General features: G+C 72.0%; 11 protein-coding genes and 1 pseudogene. 7 read left to right on the top strand and 5 right to left on the bottom strand.

The features are described 5' to 3' along the window. Positions 1 to 170: 170 nt before the first annotated feature. Positions 171 to 1,622 carry a hypothetical protein gene (locus tag ACIBJB_RS39545; protein WP_398938396.1) on the top strand — a complete coding sequence of 484 codons (1,452 nt, stop codon included), beginning with the start codon at positions 171 to 173 and terminating at the stop codon, positions 1,620 to 1,622. 77 nt (positions 1,623 to 1,699) lie between these two features. Here the strand turns inward: ACIBJB_RS39545 and ACIBJB_RS39540 are convergent, their stop codons facing one another. Both ACIBJB_RS39540 and fxsT read right to left on the bottom strand, forming a co-directional pair. Then, positions 1,700 to 1,927, bottom strand: a complete 228-nt coding sequence (locus tag ACIBJB_RS39540; protein ID WP_398938394.1) for a hypothetical protein — start codon at positions 1,925 to 1,927, stop codon at positions 1,700 to 1,702. Positions 1,928 to 2,450: 523 nt separating this feature from the next. Then, positions 2,451 to 5,471: an FxSxx-COOH system tetratricopeptide repeat protein gene (gene fxsT, locus ACIBJB_RS39535; RefSeq protein ID WP_398938392.1), complete on the bottom strand. Its 3,021-nt coding sequence runs from the start codon at positions 5,469 to 5,471 to the stop codon at positions 2,451 to 2,453. A gap of 283 nt (positions 5,472 to 5,754) precedes the next feature. On the opposite strand from fxsT, the gene ACIBJB_RS39530 reads away from it, so the two are divergent. The 6 genes from ACIBJB_RS39530 (at position 5,755) to ACIBJB_RS39505 (ending at position 14,606) form a co-directional block, all read left to right on the top strand. Next, positions 5,755 to 7,932 (top strand): glycogen debranching N-terminal domain-containing protein, encoded by a 2,178-nt coding sequence (locus ACIBJB_RS39530; RefSeq protein ID WP_398938389.1) that lies wholly within the window; start codon positions 5,755 to 5,757, stop codon positions 7,930 to 7,932. 76 nt (positions 7,933 to 8,008) lie between these two features. Then, entirely contained in the window at positions 8,009 to 9,178 is a 1,170-nt protein-coding gene (locus ACIBJB_RS39525; protein WP_398938387.1) for a glycosyltransferase family 4 protein, read from the top strand. Between the two features lie 134 nt (positions 9,179 to 9,312). Next, on the top strand, positions 9,313 to 9,507 hold the full coding sequence (locus ACIBJB_RS39520) for a hypothetical protein (RefSeq protein WP_398938385.1): 195 nt from the start codon (positions 9,313 to 9,315) through the stop codon (positions 9,505 to 9,507). Between the two features lie 106 nt (positions 9,508 to 9,613). After that, positions 9,614 to 10,036, top strand: a complete 423-nt coding sequence (locus tag ACIBJB_RS39515) for a DUF3052 domain-containing protein (RefSeq protein WP_356253474.1) — start codon at positions 9,614 to 9,616, stop codon at positions 10,034 to 10,036. 103 nt (positions 10,037 to 10,139) lie between these two features. Next, on the top strand, positions 10,140 to 11,033 hold the full coding sequence (locus tag ACIBJB_RS39510) for a glycosyltransferase family 2 protein (protein ID WP_398938383.1): 894 nt from the start codon (positions 10,140 to 10,142) through the stop codon (positions 11,031 to 11,033). Positions 11,034 to 11,396: 363 nt separating this feature from the next. Beyond that, positions 11,397 to 14,606 (top strand): BTAD domain-containing putative transcriptional regulator, encoded by a 3,210-nt coding sequence (locus ACIBJB_RS39505; RefSeq protein ID WP_398938381.1) that lies wholly within the window; start codon positions 11,397 to 11,399, stop codon positions 14,604 to 14,606. On the opposite strand, the gene ACIBJB_RS39500 is transcribed toward ACIBJB_RS39505, so the two are convergent. The 3 genes and pseudogenes from ACIBJB_RS39500 to ACIBJB_RS39490 form a co-directional block, all read right to left on the bottom strand. Beyond that, a complete protein-coding gene (locus ACIBJB_RS39500) occupies positions 14,607 to 16,292 on the bottom strand; it encodes a bifunctional 3'-5' exonuclease/DNA polymerase (protein WP_398938379.1) in 1,686 nt (561 codons plus the stop codon). It abuts the gene before it with no gap. A gap of 55 nt (positions 16,293 to 16,347) precedes the next feature. Beyond that, positions 16,348 to 17,004: pseudogene (locus ACIBJB_RS39495) on the bottom strand (Clp protease N-terminal domain-containing protein); the annotation flags it as partial. Further along, on the bottom strand, positions 16,935 to 17,564 hold the full coding sequence (locus tag ACIBJB_RS39490) for a LysE family translocator (RefSeq protein ID WP_398938377.1): 630 nt from the start codon (positions 17,562 to 17,564) through the stop codon (positions 16,935 to 16,937). The pseudogene ACIBJB_RS39495 and the gene ACIBJB_RS39490, both read right to left, overlap by 70 nt. Between the last annotated feature and the right edge of the window lie 58 nt (positions 17,565 to 17,622).

Below are 17,622 nucleotides of genomic sequence, written 5' to 3'. Positions count from 1 at the left end.
GCCACCTCATGGCGCACAGCCGCTGCCGCCCCGGAGCCAACCCTCGCCGTTTGTGAGAAGACGACAACCCCGGTGCCCCGGGCTCTTTGCCGGCCGAGGCGCCCTTCCCAACCTGTTGGAGGTCCTCGCGGTGTGCCGGGAGGCGGCAGGGCTTGAACGGAGGACGCAGCATGAGCGACGCGAAACTGATCACCGGCGGAGGAGTGAGCTTAGGCGCCGCAGCGCTCGCGCCGTGGAAAGCACTCGGTAAGCGCACGGGCGGAGCAGTCATTCCCAGCCAAGATGGCGCCGCCGTCGGCGTGGGTGTGATCGTCTTTCTCTCCGTCCTGGAGATCGTCCTGGTCGACCTGCTGTTGTCCGCGCCGTGGGCCCGCTTGGTGGCCCTCCTCGCCGGGCTGACGGTGGGATACCTGATGACGGGGTTCGCCGTGGCACTCAGCGCGTATCCGCACCGAGTGGCGGGCGAGACGCTGACGGTGTCCTACGGCGCCTCCTTCCACGCCCGGGTGCCGTTGAGCCTCATCCGTGACGTGACGGTGCGGCGTGCCCTGTCCGACCAGCAGCGGACAGCGGTCGTCAACGAAGGCGTCCTCTCGGTCCCGGTCATGTCCACCACCAACCTGGTGCTGGAACTCCGTGAGCCCGCCCGGGTCGAAGCGGGCCGGACCGTCGGCGAGGTGCGGGAGATCCGCATCCACGCGGCGGATCCGAGCAGCGCCGTGGCCTCGGTTCGCGAGGCCCTGGAGGGAAGGACAGCTAGGGAGGACGCCGTAGAACCCCCGGCCAAGGCGCCGAGCCAGGTGCCGACGTGGCTGCGCCGACTGCGGTGGGCCGGACTCCTCGTACTGCTGATCGAGATCCTGCTGGTGACCACGGGGCTGCTGGACTGGCGCGTCGCCGCAGGCATCCTGGTCGTGACCGAAGGCACCCTGTCGGTGCTGGGGCTGCTGTTCGGCGCGGCGTTCGTCAGCCAGTACCGCAGGCTCCGCCGTGCCGGACGAGGACGGCGGGCGGCCCTCAGCGAGGCGTTCTCCTCCCTCCTGCCCCCTCCCATCGCGGAGATGGTGCGCCACGAGCTGTCCGTGTGGGGGATCATCGCGCTGGTCGTCACCTTCCGCAGCCAGGCCCGGCCCGGCGACAAGGCCCTGGGGCGGACCGGCGTCGACCGGCGGTCGGGTGTCCTGGCCCTCCTGCTCGTGGCGGGCGCGGTCACGCTGCCCGCCCTGGCGGGGGTGAGTCCGCTCACCGTCGTCGGGACCCTCGTGCTGCTGTATGCGGCCGCCGTGGCCGCCGCCTTCGCCACGGCGGGCAGGGTGCGGCCGCACACCTTGGGCCCCGAGGACGTCGTCCTGCGGTGGGGCCTGCACCACAGCGCGCGGATCCCCCTCACGGTCATCGATCAGGTACATGCCGCGGGTCGCCCTGACGGCCTCTCGGCCGAGGACGGTTTCCGGGTGCCGGGCCGGGCATCGAGCGCCCTCGCGCTCCACCTCGACGAACCCGTCGAAGTCCCTTTCCGCATGGGCGTTCTGCGGCAGGTCACCACCATCCTGGTGCCCCTCGCCGACGCCACGGCCGCTCGCGCCCTCATCGAGGGCCGTCACAGTGAGAAGGCCCAGTGAGAAGGCCCAGTGAGAAGGCACAGTGAATGCCATAGTCCCTGCCGGCGAATCCGGCAGGGACGCTTACGCCCGCTCCTTCACACGTCCACCGGACGAGCGGCGCCCGTCGGGGTCGCACCCCGCACACCTGTCAGCACCCGCAGCGGCGAAGTGTGCACCGGCGGGTCGTACGAGGGCAGTGGGAGTGGGTCGAGCAGCGCCGGCGCCGTGGGCTCGGGTATCCCCATGACGTCGTAGAAGATGCGGCGCAGACGGGCGGCTGCCTCACCCGGGGCAGAGGTCGTGAACTCGGCAGAGCCGCTCATGGGTCGGTGCGTGGCCGGCAGAGCATCCAACTGCGGTCGCAACGGCGCGTACGGGTCCAGTCGTGGTGCCTTCCGTACGAAGTCGGCTACCGGCGAATCGGCGGCCAGCCCTGCGAGGGCACCAGGGCCATGGTCATGCCAAATATGGGGATGCAGTACTGCTGCGATCCGGTGCTCGTCCGCAGCGAGTTCGGCCGTCAACTTCGGCAGCAGAAGCGGCAGTACGTCGTCGTCGCCGCTGTCCCGTAACCGGCACCGCACCCCCGCCCAGGACATCGCGTTGGCGGGGCGGTCAAGGTCTCGGCGGGCAAGGGCCGGCGGGCGGGGAGTCCGGCCGGCGCCTACGTTCGAGCGGTACGCCGGGCTCGGGCGACCCGCTCAACTCGGTCGGCGGCCCCGCTCCGCCCCGCCGTCGAACACATGCCGCACCAGTACCCCGTCCTTCTTCGGCACCGCGAGGTCGTACGTCCCCGTGCCCGTGACGGGTTGCTTCCGTCCCAGAGTCGTGTCGTCGCCCCGGCGCTCAAGGATGACGTTCGTCCGCCGTCTCGCCCGGGGCCGGGGCGGGAGCGTCCCGCAGTTCCTCCTCGATCTGCTGGATGAGCGGGTGGTCCGTGGGATGCACCCGCAGGTAGATGTCCCGTGCCGTGGTCAGGTCCTCGCGCCAGCGGAGCGGCTGGTCCCCGCTGCCCTTGCGGATCAGGGCCCGGCGGTGGCGGGCCTCGGCCACGTAGGGGTGCTGGGAGCCGTACTTCTCGGTGTAGATCCGGATGGCGTTCTTGACCTCCGTCAACGCCGCCTCGCTGTTGCCCTGGTCGTGGAGGAGATGCGAGTAGCGGACCAGGGCGCAGGCCCGGTCGGGATGGTCCCGGTCCCCGTCCATGTGGGGAGCGGACAGCACCTGGTCGAAGATCCGTTTCGCCTCGGCGAGGAGACGCTCGGCTTCCCGTTCCCCCGGCGAGGAACGCTCACGCGCGGGGGAGCGCCGGTCGTCCCGTCCCCGGTAGCGCGCCGCCCGCCGCCTGAGCGTCTCGCCCAGGTGCACGGACGAGGAGAGCACGATCGGATGGCTCACCGCGTACCCGGCGCACTCCAGGACCTCCAGCGCGCTCCTGAGGTGCTGCTCGGCACCCTCCAGGTCCTCGGAGTCCAACAGGGCGAGCCCGAGCGCCTGGTGGACGAACGCCGTGCGGTTGCGTCGCGCGGGCTCGCCGTCTCCCGGTGCCCGCTCCAGCAGCTGCAGTGCCTCCCGGTGCAGGTTCAGTGCCTCACCGAGCCGCCCCTGCCGCCAGCGGACGAGGCCGAGGTCGCACAGGCCGTCGGCGATCTTCACCGGGTCGGTCTCGGACAGTCTCCGCAGGCGCAGCAGCGTCTGGTCCGCGGCCTCGGACGCCCCGTCGAAGTCACCGAGTTCGCGCAGGACCCGCCCCAGTTGCATACGGCTCTCCAGCGTGCGCGGGTCGCGGTCGCCGTCGAGGCGCAGCCGTATCTTGAGCGCGTCCTCGGCGAAACTGCGCGCCTCGGGCAGCTCGGCACTCAGCACCTTGAGCCGGCTGAGGGACACCAGGGTGTTGGCGACGAGCGAGTTCTGGCGGCCCCAGAGATTCTCCCGCTGGCGGAGGGCGTCCATCAGGAGCCGCTCCGCCTCGGTGCGGTCGCCCTGCACCCGGAAGTACTCGCCCATGCTCTGCAGCAGGGTCGAGGTGTTCTCGTCGACGACCCCCAGCCTTCCGCAGTGGTCGAGCACCACCCGGGCGTGCGGCAGCAGTTCGACGCACTGGGGCCAGGTGCTCTCCTGCTCCGGGTCCTCCGGGAACCAGCCGTTGACCAGGCACGCCGCGGCGGCCGCGTGGAAGGTCTGTTCCGCGTCCGGCATCTCCTCGCGGATCACGGCCTGCACCTGGGTGTGCATCACCAGCTTCGCCTCACCCGTGAGCAGCGAGGAGTTCCTGGCCGTGTCCTTGATACGGCGGTCGCGCGACGGCTGTTTCACCCCCTCGGCGAGCGGTCTCGGCAGGAGGTCGGTGCGCTGTCTGTCGGCTTCGAAGAAGTAGCTGGGTATGCCCTGCGGCGCGAGGAAGGCGCACAGACGCAGCAGCAGCCCCGCCAGCGCGTCCTTCGTCTCGGCCTGGTTGAAGGAGTGGATCCAGGCCGGGGCACCGCTCGGGCTCGTCTCCGCACGGGCGGACTGATCGACCTGCGAGGGCAGGTCCAGGGCCTGGAGGTAGGCGTCTATGTCGGGCTCGTCGCGCAGGGAGGCAGCCGCGGGTTCCAGGGCCAGGGGCAGCCGTCCCAGCCGGTCGACGATCTTCGCCAGTCCGGCTTCGTCGTCGATCCCGCTCTCGTTGCGGAGGAAGGACACGGCCTCCTGCGCGGTGAACGCTTCCAGGGCGATGCGGTGGTGCGGAGCACTGCGCTGCCACACCGGGTTGACGGAGGTGATCAGGACCTGGCCGCCGTTTCCGGTGTCGGGCAGCAACGGCCGGATGGTGGAGTCGTCCTCCGCCCCGTCGTAGATCAACAGCGCCCTGATCCTGGGTAACTCGTTGGACAGCAGGTGCTGGAGCGTCTGTTCGGGATCGCGGTCCTCGTGCTGCGCCCGCGTACCCGTCTGCTGGTCGCGCAGGTCCTGGAGCCGGTGCGCCAGGGCGAGGAGACTCGCGCGGGCGGTGGGGGCATGGGCGGCCTCGACCCGCCAGATGACGTCGAACAGGTCCTCGTACCGGCGGGCGTACTCCAGGGCCAGCCGTGTCTTGCCGATTCCGCTGAGGCCGTGGATCGCGCAGGTGCGCCCGCCGCCCGAGACGTTCACCGTGCCGAGGACGGCGCGCAGCAGGGCGAGTTCCTCGCGCCGGGCCGCGAAGTGCGACACCGCCCGTCTGTCGAAGTTGGTGACCAGGGGGCCGAGGGCCGGATAGCGCGGTTCGACCTCGCCGACCACGTGGGAGGCCGTGTACTCCGGCAGGGGGACCGCGCCGGCCTGGTGCAGCCGCGCGTCGATGGTGGCCGCCGCGTCATCGGCCGTACGGCCGGCCAGCGTCAACACCTCACAACCGGCCCAGCGCGTCAACGGGGGATCGTGGTGCGTGGTCACCAGGGCGAGTACGGACTTGCCGCGAGCGCGGGCCACACGCGTGTGCTCGGTCGGGTGAGGCGTGTCGTCCAACGCCCGCGACACCATGATGAGTTCGTGATCGGGAGCGACCTCCGGGGGAGGCGGCACCAGCTGCTCCGCCGGCGCCCACGGCCGGGTGGAGGTGAGATACCCGATCCGCCTCAGCCGCCAGGCCAGCCAGTGCGCCCAGGGTTCGTCGCCGTGCGGATGGCTGATCAGCACCTGTGGCGGAGTACCCGCGGCACGCGCCCGTAAGGAGTTCCCCGAGTAGGCGCCGAGACCGGTGCCCGCGGCCAGCAGGCAGATCACCAGGAACTGCGCCCATCCGCCGACGAACTTGACCCCGGCGAGGGCGCCCGCGGCCACGGCCGCGCCTATGACGGCCAGCACCTGGTCCAGACGTCGCCTGCCCCGACTGTTACGGCGCATGGGATCCCCCCGCCCGACACCGTTCCCCCATGTGAGGCACCAATTATGGGGCGAAGAAGCGCTTTTGGCGCCCCCGTTGCACAACTCACCCACCGGTGGCTCGCCCGACCTCGCATGATGGCTGCGGCGGCGGCCAGCCGTTATCGTGACTCCCCATCAAGCGGCTGCCTCGGGTGTGTTCTCCGACGACCGCCCTCGCCGCTTGCGAGGATGCGACGACTGCCCGACGGGCCGGACCGGCATGGTCGCAGTGGGCCTCGCGGCGCTTTGGAAAGGTACTTCAGTGAACGACTCCGCCTCCCCTCAGACGGGCCGTCAGCCGTTTCTGGACGATACGGTCATCTGCCTGTCCGCGCCGTCGTTCGCGATGTCGTCCGAGGACGGACAGCTGCGGGGAACCGGGGTCGACGGCTTCTACGACCAGGACCGAAGGCTGCTGCACACGCTCAGGCTGCTCGTCGACGGCCAGGAGCCGGAACACGTCGCCCACCGTCCGGAGGGCTCCCGGGAAGCGCTGTTCAGGGCGGTGTGCCGGTCCTCGGAGGACCCGACGTCGGCTCCCTGGCTGCTGGTCGCGCGGGAGCGCGCCGTACGGCGTCCGCACCAGGGCGAGCCGGGCGATGTCGTCGTGGTGCAGAACGTCAGCGGCCGGACGGCCCGGTGCACCGTCTCGGTGGTGGCCGCCACCGATCTCGCCGACGTCGCCACGATCAAGGCGGGCCTGCCGGTCGACGACGTTCCCTGCGAGCAGGTGGAGGGTGTCGTCCCGGCGGTGCGGTGGCACAGCCCGCACGACAACAGCGAGGTCGTGCTGCGGATCGAGCCCGTACGGCCGGCCGAGGGCGGGCCGCTGCCGCGGATCACGCAGGTGGAAGGCCGGCCCGGGCAGGTGGAGTTCCGCTGGGAGCTGCTGCTGCGGCCGGACGAGGAATGGTCCGTACACCTGCTGGTGCAGGGCAAGACCACGACCGTGGCGGGCTATCCGGTGCCGCCACGGCAGGACACCCCCTGGCAGCGGGCGGAGGTGCACGGGCACGAGCGCATGGCCGCGCTGCTGGAGCGGGCTCTGGCCGATCTGGAGGCGTTGCGGCTCGCCGATCGGAACAGCTCCGCCGAAGAACGCGAGGATCAGTTCGTGGCCGCCGGATGCCCCTGGTTCCTGGGCCTGTTCGGCCGGGACAGCATCTGGGCGGCCCGCATGATGCTCCCGTTCGGGACCGGGCTGGCCCGCGGCACGCTCTGGGCCCTGGCCAGGCGCCAGGGCACACGCCACGATTCGTTCACGGACGAGGCTCCGGGCAGGATCCTGCACGAGTTGCGGCCCGCGGAGACGCGCCACGGGGACGGCATGGTGCTGCCCGCCCGCTACTACGCCTCGGTGGACGCGACTCCGCTGTTCGTCGTGCTCCTGCACGAGGCATGGAAATGGGGCCTCGCCGAGGAGGACGTCAGGTCGTTGCTGCCGTATGCCCGGGCCGCGATGGGCTGGGTCGAGCAGGCGATGGGCGCCGATGACCTGATCAGCTACGGCAAAGGCCGGGCGGACGGGCTGCTCCACCAGGGCTGGAAGGACTCGCCCGACGCGATCCGTGACGCGGAGGGACGGCGTGTCGACCCGCCCATCGCCCTGTGCGAGGTGCAGGGATACGCGTATCAGGCCGCCATGGGATACGCCGAACTCCTCACCGCGCTCGCGGGAGAGGAGAAGGAGGCCGAACGGTGGCGGGAACGGGCGGGGCGGCTGCGCGCCGCCTTCCACCGGTTCTTCTGGGTCGACGGTCCGGACGGCCGACGTTATCCGGCCATCGCCGTCGACGGGAGCGGGCAGCCCGTCACCGGCCCGGCCTCCAACATGGGGCACCTGCTGAACTCCGGCATTCTCCAGGACGACAAGGAACACCGGTGGGTGGCCGAGGCGCTCATGTCGGACGAACTGCGGACGCCCTGGGGAATCCGCACCCGTTCCGCGCAGCTGGCCGGATTCAATCCGTTCAGCTACCACGGCGGATCGGTCTGGGCGCACGACTCCGCCATCGCCGTGCACGGGCTCGCCACTACGGGTTTCGTCGAGGAGGCCGCGACGCTGCTGGGCGGCATGCTCGACGCGGCCGAACACTTCGACTACCGGCTGCCCGAGCTCTACGCGGCCTACCCGTCGTCCCGGTTCGGGCAGCCGGCGCCGTATCCCCCCTCCTGCCGGCCGCAGGCCTGGGCGGCGGCGTCCGCGGCACTGCTCTGTTCCGCGATGCTTCGGGTGGACGCCGACGTTCCCGGCCGACGACTGACGCTACGGCCGATCGCGCCCTCACTCATGGCACTGAATTCCCCCTACGCTGTTCGGGGATTGAGGCTCGGCGAACGCTCGGTCGACGTGAGTGTGGACCTCCACGGCGGCACGGAAGTGCTGGGTGTCGACGACGGGGAGTGGCGTATCGACGTATCCGGGTTCCGCACGACCTGACGCAGAACGGTCCCCGACGAGAGGGAGATACGTGACAGGCGGTGGGCCAACAGAAGCGCGGTGCTCCATAGCCCTCGTGCACTGGGCCTTTCCGCCTACGGTCGGAGGCGTCGAGTCACATCTGGCCGACTACGCCGCCCTGTTGGCGCGCAGGGGCTACCGGGTGACCCTGCTCACCGGCGAGCCCCGGCCCCAGGCGGTCGACCAGGTCGACATCCTCACCCACCCCCTGCTGCGGCTGGCCGAGTACCACCGCACCGCCCGGGACCGGGGACGGAAGCGGTTGACGCCGCTCGAACAGCGTCAGGCCGCGGAACTGCTGGACTGGCTCACGCGGACCGTGGACAGCCGTGGCATACAGCTCGTGCACGGACACAACCTGCACCACTTCTCGCCCGTACCGGCTCTGGCGCTGAGCCGGCTGCGGGAGCGTACCGGCACGCCGTTGCTGCACACGTACCACAGCATCTGGCCCGAGGATCCCTGGACCGCTCAGTTCTGCCGGTCGTGGGACGGCCACTACGTGGTGTCGGACTACCTCGCGTTCGCCTGCCGTACGCATCTGGGCATCCGCGCCCGGCGCACCTATCTGGGGATCGCCACCAGCCGCTTCCGCGATCTGCCGCCGGCCCGCGACAGCGGCTCCAGCACCGTGCTGCTGCCCGCTCGTCTCATTCCGGACAAGGGCGCGGAGCTGGCCGTCCGCATGGTGGGCCGCCTCCGGCAGACGGGCCTGTCCGTCCGCCTCGTGCTGACCAGCCCGCACGAGGTCGTGGACTGGCACGAGGAACAGCAGGGCTTCCTGCTGCGGCTCAACCGGCTGATCGACGATCTGAACCTGCGTTCCCATGTGGATCTGGTGCCTACCCCCAAGGAGCTCATGCCACGGCTCTACGCACAGTCCCACGTGGTCGTGTACCCGTCCGACTACCCCGAGCCGCTCGGGCTGGCCCCGCTGGAGGCGATGTCCGCCGGACGGCCCGTCGTCGTCACCGCGACGGGTGGTCTGCCGGAGGCCGTCATCCACGGCGGGACGGGGTACGTCGTGACGCCCGGGGATCTCGATCAGCTGGGTGAGCGGGTGCGGAGCCTGATCCTCGACCCGGAGCTCTCCAGCCGGCTGGGGCAGCAGGGGCGCAGGCATGTGGAGCGTCAGTTCAACCTCCACACCTACGTCGACAAGATGTCCACGCAGTACTCGGCCTTGGTGGAGGACCGCGTCGAGGGCCTGCCCCGGAGCGGGTAGGTCATCCGATGTCGTGGCCAGGAGGGGCGGGCCAGACGCCTGCCGCTGTTTACGCGTTACCGCCAATAACCGCCCGCCCGCTTTGGCGGTCCGCTGCCCTGCGCCGCCGATCGGGACCCGGCTAACGTCCCGGCATGAGGCGACGCAAGCGCATCGGAACAAGCCGTGCCGTGTCCTTACGACGCGTGCGGGACAGGACGATCCAGCGCCGGGAGGACCGCCGGTCCGGCGGCTGGCGCAGACGGTTCGGGCGCCGGGCCGAGCAGGCCCGGCCCTGGCTCCAGTTCCTCGCGGATCTCGCCACGCTGCTCGCGCGGGTGGTGCGGTAACCGGTTCGGGGACGCCTGGTCCGTGACGCCGTGTCCGCACGGACATCCTCCGCCCCGGCCGTCACCATGGGGTGGACGGGGCTGGACCAGTGCGCGGAGGAGCCGTATGTCAGGAACCGGACCGGCGGGCGGCTACTCCGCCACGCCCCTCGCCAAGAAGCTCGGCATCAAGGCGGGGCACCGGGTACGGCTCGACGGCGCGCCCGACGGGTGGGACATCCCCGGGCTGCCCGACGACTGCGAGGTCGCCGCCGGCGGTTCGCACGGCGCGGATGTCGTCCTCACCTTCCATCGCGAGTACGCGCGGCTCGCGGCCGAGGCGGACGGACTGGTCGCCGGCCTCGCGGACGACGCCGCGCTGTGGGTCGCCTGGCCGCGCAGGGCCGCCGGGCACGTCAGTGACATCACCGAGAACGCCCTGCGGGAGGTCTTCCTTCCGCTCGGTGTCGTCGATGTGAAGGTCGCGGCGCTGGGGGAGGACTGGTCGGGGCTGAAGTTCGTGCGGCGGAGGGAGAACCGGCGGGGGTGAGACACGGGCTGTTCGAGGGTCTCCCATACCTGAGAAGTCCTTACCGTGAACGGCTAGCATCGCGCCGGTTGATGCCCGTCGGACGAGGGGACGAGGTGGGGACATGGGCGCGCCGAGGATCGCCGTCGCCGTGGTGACCATGGGGAACCGGCCCGACGAGGTCGACGCCCTGCTGCGGTCCGTGGCCAAGCAGGACATCGCCCCGGCCCGGATCGTGATCGTGGGCAACGGCTGCCGGCTGCCCGAGTTCGCCGAGCGGCTCTCCCTGCCCGGCGAGGTCACCACCCTCGACATCGAGGAGAACCTCGGCTGCCCCGGCGGCCGGAACGTGGCGCTCGCCCGGCTGCGCGACTTCGGCGACGTGGACGTCGTAGTGGAACTCGACGACGACGGCCTGCTCGTGGACGCCGATGTGCTGCGCCGCGTACAGGAGTTGTTCGCGGGCGACGACCGTCTCGGCATCGTCGGCTTCCGTATCGCCGACGAGAGCGGCGAGACCCAGCAGCGGCACGTGCCCCGTGTCGGCGCCTCCGATCCGATGCGGGGCGGCTATGTGACCGGGTTCCTGGGCGGCGGGCACGCCTTCCGCATGGCCATGCTCGCCGAGACCGGGGACTGGCCCGCCGAGTTCTTTTTCGCCCACGAGGAGATCGACCTGGCCTGGCGGGCCGCCGACCGCGGCTGGCACATCCTGTACGCGCCCGAACTGCTGCTGCAGCACCCGAAAACCTCACCGGCCCGGCACGCCATCTACTACCGGGTCAACGCCCGCAACCGCGTCTGGCTGGTGCGCCGCCGGCTGCCCCTGCCGCTCATCCCGCTGCACCTCGGTGTGTGGACGGCGCTCACCCTGCTGCGGACCCGGTCGGCGAGTGGACTGCGCGCCTGGTTCGGTGGGTTCGTCGAGGGCCTGCGGGAACCGGCAGGCGAACGGCGGCCGATGCGGTGGCGAACGGTGTGGCACCTCACCCGGCTGGGACGCCCGCCCGTGATCTGAGGGCTCACGGTCCCGCGCATAGGACGAGGGTCCCGGTCGTTCACCTCCGCCGACCGGGACCCTCTCGCGTCCCACGGATCCGGCCGCGACGGCGACACTCCCCCGAGTTGCGCGTCGTACGCGCGCGCCCTCGGGCCAGATCCGATGTAGTGATCACATCAGGTTGCGCCAACAAATCGCTAACATTGGCCAATGCATCAACGTTTTGTGGTTCGCCGGTTGGCGTGAAGTAGACGGCAGCGATGGGGAACTGACTGTGTGCAGGGCCGGGAGCGGTAGCGGATTCCGGCAGCGGCCTGCGTCGGACGGCTGGCGGGAAACCGCCGTGGAGAGGGCGGAAATCCGCCAGAAGTGGGCGGCGTGATGGGGCGCGGATCGCAGTCGGGGCTGCGGTTCGGACTGCTCGGACCACCGATCCTGTACGACGGCCACGGCGGGGTGCGTGTCGTCGGCAGTCGCAAGCAGCGGATCCTCCTTGCCGCGCTGCTCCTCGAAGCCGGCCGGGTCGTCTCCGCCGAGGCCCTCAAGGACGCCCTGTGGGGCGGCACCCCGCCGGCCTCGGCGAAGGCCTCCCTGCACAATCACGTCTCCCGGCTGCGCCGGCTGCTCGACGACCCCGAGCGGCTGCAGGCGATGGCCCCCGGCTATCTGCTGCGCGTCGCGCCGGGCGAGCTCGACGTCCAGGTCTTCGAGAGCCACGCCGCCCGGGCCCGCGGCGCGCACGCCGACGGGAACTGGACCGACACCGTCCAGGCGTGCGCGGCGGCGCTCGCGCTGTGGCGGGGCGCGCCGCTCAGCGGGGTCCCGTCCGAACTCGCCGGATACGCCCTGGTGCAGCGCCTGGAGGAGGCCCGACTGCTCCTCCTGGAGTGGCACTACGACGCCGAACTCGCCCTCGCCGACACCCGCCCTGCCGCCCTCGTCCCCGAACTCTCCGCGCTCGCCGCCGAACACCCCCTGCGCGAGTCCTACCACCGCCAGCTGATGCTCGCCCTCCACCGCACCGGCCGCCAGGCCGAGGCCCTCGCCGTCCACCGCGACCTGCGCACCCACCTGGTCGAGGAACTCGGCGTGGAGCCGGGCCCGGCGGTCCGCGCGGCACATGTGGAGGTGCTGCGCGGGGGAGACGGCGGCGGGAGGGCCGAGGCCGGTACGCGGGGTGTGGGTGCTGTTCGGGACGACGGGGCTGACCGGACGGGAGGCGAGGGCGCGGCAGGCGCTACGCGCGAAGATGCTCCGCCCGGCCTCCATCCGTCGCACCTCGCCGCCCATCCGTCGCACCCTGCCGCCGAACCGCCGTCTTCCACCCGCGAGGCCGAGGCCCCCCTCCCTCTGCCCCGCCCCGCCCAACTCCCCCCACCCCCCGGACACTTCACCGGCCGCACCGCCGCCCGCGACGACCTCCGCGATGTCCTCACCCTCGGCGGCGGCCCAGCAGTCGGTGTCATCAGCGGCATGGCGGGCGTCGGCAAGAGCGCGCTCGCACTGCACGTCGCCCATGAACTGCGGGAACGTTTCCCCGACGGCCAGCTCTACGTCAATCTCCAGGGCGCCACCCCGGGAATGACCCCCCTCACTCCGGCCCAGGCCCTCACCGCACTGCTCCGCGACCTCGGCGCAGACCCGCGCAGCATCCCCGAACACCCGGACGCGGCAGCCGCGTTGCTGCGGTCACTGCTCGCGCCCACCCGCACGCTCATGGTGCTCGACGACGCCGCGAGCGCCGCGCAGGTACGGCCGCTGCTGCCGGCCGGCGCCGGCTGCGCGGTGATCGTCACCAGCCGTTCCCCCCTGACCGCCCTCGACGACGCCCACCGCTTCCCGCTCACCCCGCTCTCGGCCGAGGAGAGCGCGGAGCTGCTGCGCGCGGTGTCGGGCCGGGACGGCCGGGGAAGCCCCGGCGCCGACGGCGACCCCGCTGACCGCTTCACCCCCGTCACCTCCGATGCCGTCACTCCCTCTACGCCCATAGACGCCACCCACCCCCTCATCGAGCTCACCGGCCGCCTCCCCCTGGCCCTCCGCGTCGTAGCCGCGCGTCTGGCCGCCCGTCAGGCCCTCACCCCGGACGTCCTCGCCGACCAACTGGCCGCCACCGAGGACCGGTTGCGGCACCTGGAGTACGACGACCTCTCCGTCCGCCGCTCCCTGGCCGTCGCCCACGAAGCCCTCGCCGCCTCCGGTCGCCGCTCCGACCGCGACGCCGCCCTCGCCCTGTGCCGCATCGGCGCCCTGGACCTGCCCACCTACGGCGTCCCCCTCGTCGCCCGCCTCCTCGGCACCGACGGCACCGACCAGACCCGTGCCGAGGACGCGCTCGACCGCCTCGTCGACGTGGCCCTCCTGGAGGAGACGGCGTACGGCCGCTACGCCCCGCACGGCCTGGTCCGCGACTTCGCGCGGGAGCTCGCGGGCACCGAACACGCCCCCGACATCGCCCGCACCGCCCTGCGCTGGTACGCGGCCGTCGCCGAACGCGCCCTCACCGCGATCGTCGAACCCGGCCTCGACCTGGAGGACCGCCGCCGCCCAACCGCCGCGCAGCCGCCGGAGCACGCGGCCCATGTGCTGGCCATCCCGCCGTTCCCGTCCTCCGAGAAGGCCTTCGCCTGGGGCGAGTCGGAGCTGGAGAACATCGTCGTCCTGGTCGAACGGCACACGGACACCCCCGACGAGCGCACCGCCGCCCATGTCTCCACCCTGCTGCGCCTGCTCTCGCCCTTCCTCCAGCGCAGCGGCCGGGTGGCCGAGACGGAGGTCCTCGGCCGGGCCGCCCTCACGGTGGCGCGGCGGCTCGGCGACGAGGCCGCCGAGGCATGCGCCCTGGGCGACCTCGCCGGACTGCACTTCCTGACCGGCCGGCACAGCGAGGCCCTGGCCCTCAACGACCACGCCCTCGCGATCTGGCGGCGGCTCGGCGCGGACTCCTGGACCCGCCGCTGCCTCAACAACCGGGGTCTCCTGCTGGAAGGCCTGGGCCGATACGCCGAGTCGGGCGAGGCACTGCGGCAGAGCCTCGCCTACTCACGGCAGTTGAACGACCCCTTCGGCGAGGCGGTGACCCACAGCAACCTGGGCAACCTGTACGAGCACACGGACCCGCGCGCCGCCATCGAGCAGCACCGGCGTTCGCTCGCCATCGGCGAGGAGACCGGCAGCGTGGTCGTCCGGCACTCGGCACACTGCAACATCGGCTACGCCCACCTCACTCTCGGCGAACCGGCCGCCGCGATGGCGCACTTCGAGGAGAGCCTGCGCATCCTCGGCAGCCCCGGCGACTGGCACGGCGAGTCGCAGAGCCGCCTCGGCCTGGTCCGGGCCCTGCGCCTGATCGGCCACGGCGAACGCGCCGCCGCCGAGTGCGCGGAACTGCTGCGCCGCGCGGACGCCCGCGCCGACCGCTACACCGGCGCCCTCGCCCGCCACCAGCACGGACTCCTGCTGCGTGAACGGGGGAGAGCGGAGGAGGCCCACGAGCAGTGGCGGGCCGCTCTCGACGCGCTGGACGGGACGGACGAGAAGACGGTGCTCCAGGAGCTCATCGCGCTGCTCGACGACTCCGGCCTACGGTGATCACTTGGCGTCCGCATAGCACTCCACCACCGCCGTCGTGAACGGAAACCGCACCGGCGTCTCGCCGAAGGTCAGCCGCCCGGCCAGCTCGGACGCCTCCCGGATCGCCGCCACGACCGCCTCGGTCTCCTCCTCGGGACAGTGCACGATGACCTCGTCGTGCTGGAAGAAGACCAGTTCGGCCGCCATCCCCGCACACGCCTGCCGCAGCGCGGCGAGCAGCAGCAGGGCCCAGTCGGCGGCGCTGCCCTGCACCACGAAGTTCCGGGCGAACCGGCCGCGGGCGCGGGTGTTGGTGGAGGCGTACCCGGGCCCCCAGCCGTCTTCCACAGGGCGCTGGACCGGGTCGTCCTGGGGGATGCCCGCCTCCTCCGCGTCGCCCGCACCGGCCGCAGGCGGGCACGTCCGCCCCAGCCAGGTCCGCACCAGCCGGCCCTCCTCGCCCGCCCGGGCCGCGTCGTCGACGTACGCCACCGCCTTCGGGAAGCGGCGTCTGAGCGCGGCGAGGTTCTTGAGGCCGTCGCCGGAGGTCTGGCCGTAGACCGCGCCGAGTACGGCGAGCTTGGCCTGGCCGCGGTCGCCGGAGAAGGCCCGGTCCGAGACGGCCTGGTAGAGGTCGCTCTCGCGTCCCGCCACCTCCATGAGCCCGGGGTCGCGGGAGATGGCCGCCAGCACCCGCGGCTCCATCTGGTCGGCGTCGGCGACGACGAGCCGCCAGCCGGGGTCGGCGACCACCGCACGCCGGATGACCTTGGGAATCTGAAGGGCACCGCCGCCGTTGGTGACCCATCTGCCCGTGACGGTGCCGCCCGCATGGAACTCGGGCCGGAACCGCCCGTCCCGTACCCAGTCCTGGAGCCAGGACCAGCCGTGGGCGACCCAGATGCGGTACAGCTTCTTGTACTCGACCAGCGGCTTCACGGCCGGATGGTCGAGGGACTCGATCTCCCACCGGCGGGTCGACTTCACCTTGATGCCGGCCTGCGCGAACGCCTTGACGACATCGGCGGGCAGATCGGGCCGCACCCGGCGCCCGAAGGCCTCTGACACCTCGTCGGCGAGCTCGGCGAGACGCCGGGGCTCGCCGCCGCCGGCGTACCGCTCGCCGAGCAGTTCGTGCAGCACCCGGCGGTGGGTCTCGGCGCTCCACGGCAGCCCGGCGCGGTTCATCTCGGCGGCCACCAGCATCCCCGCCGACTCGGCGGCGGTCAGCAGGCGCATCCGGTCGGGGTGCGCGGTGGTGTCGTGCCGCCGCTGCTGGTCGGCGTAGACCTCGACGAGGTCGGTCAGCGGCAGATGGACGCTCTGCGGCTCGAACAGGGGCGACTGCGAGCCCGGTTCGGCCGCGCGCTGGGGTGGGTCGGGCGGTACGGGGCCGCCGCGCAGCCGGGCCAGGGCGGCGGCGGCCGAGCGGGGCTCGCCGTATCGCCCCGCGTGGCCGAGCAGGAGGGTCTCGGCGTCCTCGATGTCGTAGCACCGCTCCACCCGCACCCCCGCGGCGAGCAGACGCGGATAGACCTCGGCGGTGGACCGCCACACCCACCGCGCCACCTCCGGCCGCCCCCGCACGGCCCCAGCCAGATCCGCCTCCCACCGCACCGGCCCGGCGGGCAGCCCGTCGGGACCGAGGGCGGCGACCTCCACACCACCGTCCTCGGCCGGAGCGAGAGCCCAGCGGTCGGTCATGGTGGCGAGTGTGGCAGGAGGGTCTGACAACGGACCTTCCAACGAACCGGGTCCCTCAGCCCTGCTCCCCCTGCGGCTTCAGGTACCCCTCCAGCTCCTGGGCGAGGGCAGCCTCCACCGGGCCTTTCCCGATGCCGAGAGCGGACAGGACCCCCGTGCCGTTTTCGAACTCCAGCAGGGCCAGCAGGATGTGCTCGGTGCCGATGTAGTTGTGGCCCAGCCGGAGTGCCTCGCGGAAGGTGAGTTCCAGGACCTTCTTGGCGTCGGAGCCGTAGGGGACGAGCTCGGGGACCTCGTCGGCGGCCGGCGGGAGCGCCTCGGTCGCGGCCTGGCGGACGGCGTCGAGGGTGACCCCCTGCGCGACGAGCGCCTTGGCGGCGAGGCCCTCCGGTTCGGCCAGCAGGCCGAGGACGAGGTGCTCGGGACGGCCCTCGGGGTTGCGGGCGGTGATGGCCGCGTTGTGGGCCGACATCACGACGTTGCGGGCCCGCAGGGTGTACCGACTGAAGCCCTGGTCGGCCGCCAGGTCCGCCGACTCCTTGGGCACGAACCGCTTCTGCGCCGCCTGCCGGGTGACTCCCATGCTCCGTCCGATGTCCGTCCAGGACGAGAGGCATCCACGCGCGCGTGCTGCCGCCGCCGCTACTTCGGGGTGGACACCACCAACCGCACCGCCAGCCCCGTGAACACCGACCCGCTGAAGATGTTGAGCCCGCGCGCCACCCGCCGACTGCGCCGCAGCAGCGCCGAGAGCTTCCCGGAGAGCAGCCCGGTCAGGCCGTCCACGACGACGCCCATCACGGTGATCGTGAGCCCGAGCACCAGGAACTGCCCCCACACGTGGCCCATCTCCGGTGCCACGAACTGGGGCAGGAACGCCACGTTGAACAGGATCACCTTGGGGTTCAGCAGATTGGTGACGGCACCCTGCCAGAAGGCCCGCCGCATTCCGGGACCGGCCGGCTCCCCGTCCTCACCCGGCACCGAACGGTCCCGGAACGCCTTCACCGCGAGGTACAGCAGATAGGCCGCGCCCGCCCAGCGCAGCACGTGGTACAGCGTCGGCAGGGCCTGGAACAGTGCCGAAAGACCGAGCGCCGCCGCAAGCGTGTGCACGAACATCGCCGAGGCCACCCCGAACGCCGCCATCACCCCCGCGGCGGGCCCGCCCCGGCCGCCCATCGCCACGATGAACATCATGTCGGGACCCGGAGTGACACAGAGCGCGAAGGCGGCGACGAGAAAGGCCGCGTAGAGAGACATGTCCACCATGCCGCCATGCTCGGAGCGGCACGCGCGCGTGGGCGACCGATTTTCGGGGAGTGAGACG

The sequence above is a fragment of the Streptomyces sp. NPDC050759 genome (assembly GCF_044456945.1).
Lineage (GTDB): Bacteria > Actinomycetota > Actinomycetes > Streptomycetales > Streptomycetaceae > Streptomyces.
The sequence above is the reverse complement of the archived record's forward strand: the minus strand, read 5'-3'. Positions and strand labels throughout refer to the sequence as shown.